Below are 2,094 nucleotides of genomic sequence, written 5' to 3'. Positions count from 1 at the left end.
CATTCACCCTGTGGGTCAAGATGAAAGATAGGTGCTGTTCGCGTAGCGCTTTGATTTTCTTTGCGAACCTTTGCGATCTTTGCGCCTTTGCGGTGAAGAACTGAGTTTTTCAGGATGATGGCAGTGCGATGGCTGAGCCACGTATCGCTGGCAGGTTCAAGCGTTCCGCAACAGCTCCATCGCTGAAACCATGGATATGACCGAAGACCTGCGGCGAATTGAGCCAATGCCGAAGGTCCCTGTGATCGACACGCTCTTTTTTGGGCCTGATAAGCACCATTCGCTGACCGAGACAAACCCTCACGCTGTGAGGAACCTTGAGGTTGTAAAAAAAGAGCGAGGGGTGACGTTGCTCGCGATCGTTCGCATGAGGGGGGCGGTAGGGCGGGTTTGGATTCGACGGCCAACCTCGGCGCCAACCTGTCAGGCGCCCCGGAAAAGGGCGGTGAGGAAAGAACGGAAACCGTCAGGCCGGTGTGATCATTGCCGCATCACGGGATGTTGTTGCAGGCGTGAGCGGCGCTCTTGCGGACTGACCATGCCGAGTCGCGCGTGCGCCTGCAAACTGATCATGAACAGATTGGGCTTGCGGCGAACTCGGCGTTTCCATATTATTGGAAATATGGAAACGAAAGATGCTGTCACTGCCTTTGCGGCGCTGGCTCAGGAGAGTCGGGTCGGCGTTCTGCGTCTGCTGGTTCAGAACGGGCCGGACGGGCTGACGCCCGGAGTGATCGGCGAAGCGCTGGAGATGCCTGCGCCGACGCTTTCCTTCCATCTCAAGACGCTGGCGCAGGCGGGGCTGGTGGCGGCGACGCCGGAGGGGCGCTTCGTGCGTTACCGGGCGGCGATGCCGGCGATCCGCGCTTTGGCTTCCTTTCTGACCGAAGACTGTTGTAATGGGCAGTTGTCGCGCTGCCTGTCCGACGAGGAGACTCCATGACCGCAAGACGACTATTCAATGTGCTGGTGCTGTGTACCGGTAATTCCGCTCGCTCGATTCTCGGCGAGGCGCTGTTCAACCATCTCGGCCAGGGCCGGGTGCGTGCCTTTTCCGCCGGCAGTCAGCCGTCGGGCAAGGTCAACCCGGTCGCGCTGGAAACCTTGGAGAAGCACGGCGTGCCGTTTCCGGCGGAGGCACGCAGCAAGTCGTGGGACGAGTTCGCCGTACCCGGCGCGCCGAAAATCGACTACATCTTCACCGTCTGCGCCAGCGCGGCCGGCGAGACGTGCCCGATCTGGCCCGGGCATCCGACGACGGCGCACTGGGGCATCGCCGATCCGGCGCATGTGGAGCCGATGGAGGCGCGGCGCGAGGCGTTCGAAGTTGCCTATCAGGCCTTGGAAAAGCGCATCAAGGCCTTTCTCGCGCTCGATCTCGAGTCGATGTCGACGAAGGACGTGGCGACCGCGGCGCGGCTGATTCACGAGGCTGTCGGAGCGACCGAACAATGAGCGCGCAATGTGAAGTCGTGGCCAAACAGTCGGCCGGCGCGCCGATGAGCGTCTTCGAGCGCTACCTGACGGTGTGGGTCTTCCTCTGCATCGTTGCCGGCATCGGGCTGGGGCAAATGCTGCCCGGTGTTTTTCAGGCGATTGGGCGCATGGAGTACGCGCAAGTGAACCTGCCGGTCGGGCTGCTGATCTGGGTGATGATCATCCCGATGCTGGTCAAGGTCGATTTCGGCGCGTTGCACGAGGTGCGCCAGCACGTGCGCGGCATCGGCGTGACGTTGTTCGTGAACTGGCTGGTCAAGCCGTTCTCGATGGCCTTCCTCGGCTGGTTGTTCGTGCGTAATTTTTTTGCTCCCATGCTGCCGGCCGACCAGCTCGATAGCTACATCGCCGGCCTGATTCTGCTGGCCGCAGCGCCGTGCACGGCGATGGTTTTCGTGTGGAGCCGGCTGTCGAACGGCGATCCGCTGTTCACGCTGTCGCAGGTGGCGATGAACGACACGATCATGATCTTCGCCTTTGCGCCGCTGGTCGGCTTCCTGCTCGGCATCTCGGCGATCACCGTGCCGTGGGCGACGTTGTTTACCTCGGTGGTGCTCTACATCGTTATTCCGCTGATCCTCGCCCAGCTTTGGAGAA

At 61.4% G+C, this 2,094-nt stretch carries 3 protein-coding genes; all 3 read left to right on the top strand.

The window, feature by feature from the left end; translation table 11 throughout:
• Nucleotides 1-622: 622 nt before the first annotated feature.
• Nucleotides 623-943 (top strand): helix-turn-helix transcriptional regulator, encoded by a 321-nt coding sequence (locus tag KBA32_RS15410; protein ID WP_294360738.1) that lies wholly within the window; start codon nt 623-625, stop codon nt 941-943.
• On the top strand, nt 940-1,455 hold the full coding sequence (locus KBA32_RS15405) for an arsenate reductase ArsC (protein ID WP_294360736.1): 516 nt from the start codon (nt 940-942) through the stop codon (nt 1,453-1,455). The genes KBA32_RS15410 and KBA32_RS15405 overlap by 4 nt, the downstream gene beginning before the upstream one ends.
• A partial coding sequence (locus KBA32_RS15400) for a bile acid:sodium symporter (RefSeq protein WP_294360734.1) occupies nt 1,452-2,094 on the top strand: 643 nt, incomplete at its 3' end. The genes KBA32_RS15405 and KBA32_RS15400, both read left to right, overlap by 4 nt.

This window comes from Propionivibrio sp., from assembly GCF_017995515.1.
In the GTDB taxonomy this organism is placed as follows: Bacteria; Pseudomonadota; Gammaproteobacteria; order Burkholderiales; family Rhodocyclaceae; genus Propionivibrio.
This window is presented reverse-complemented; position numbering and strand designations above follow the sequence as displayed.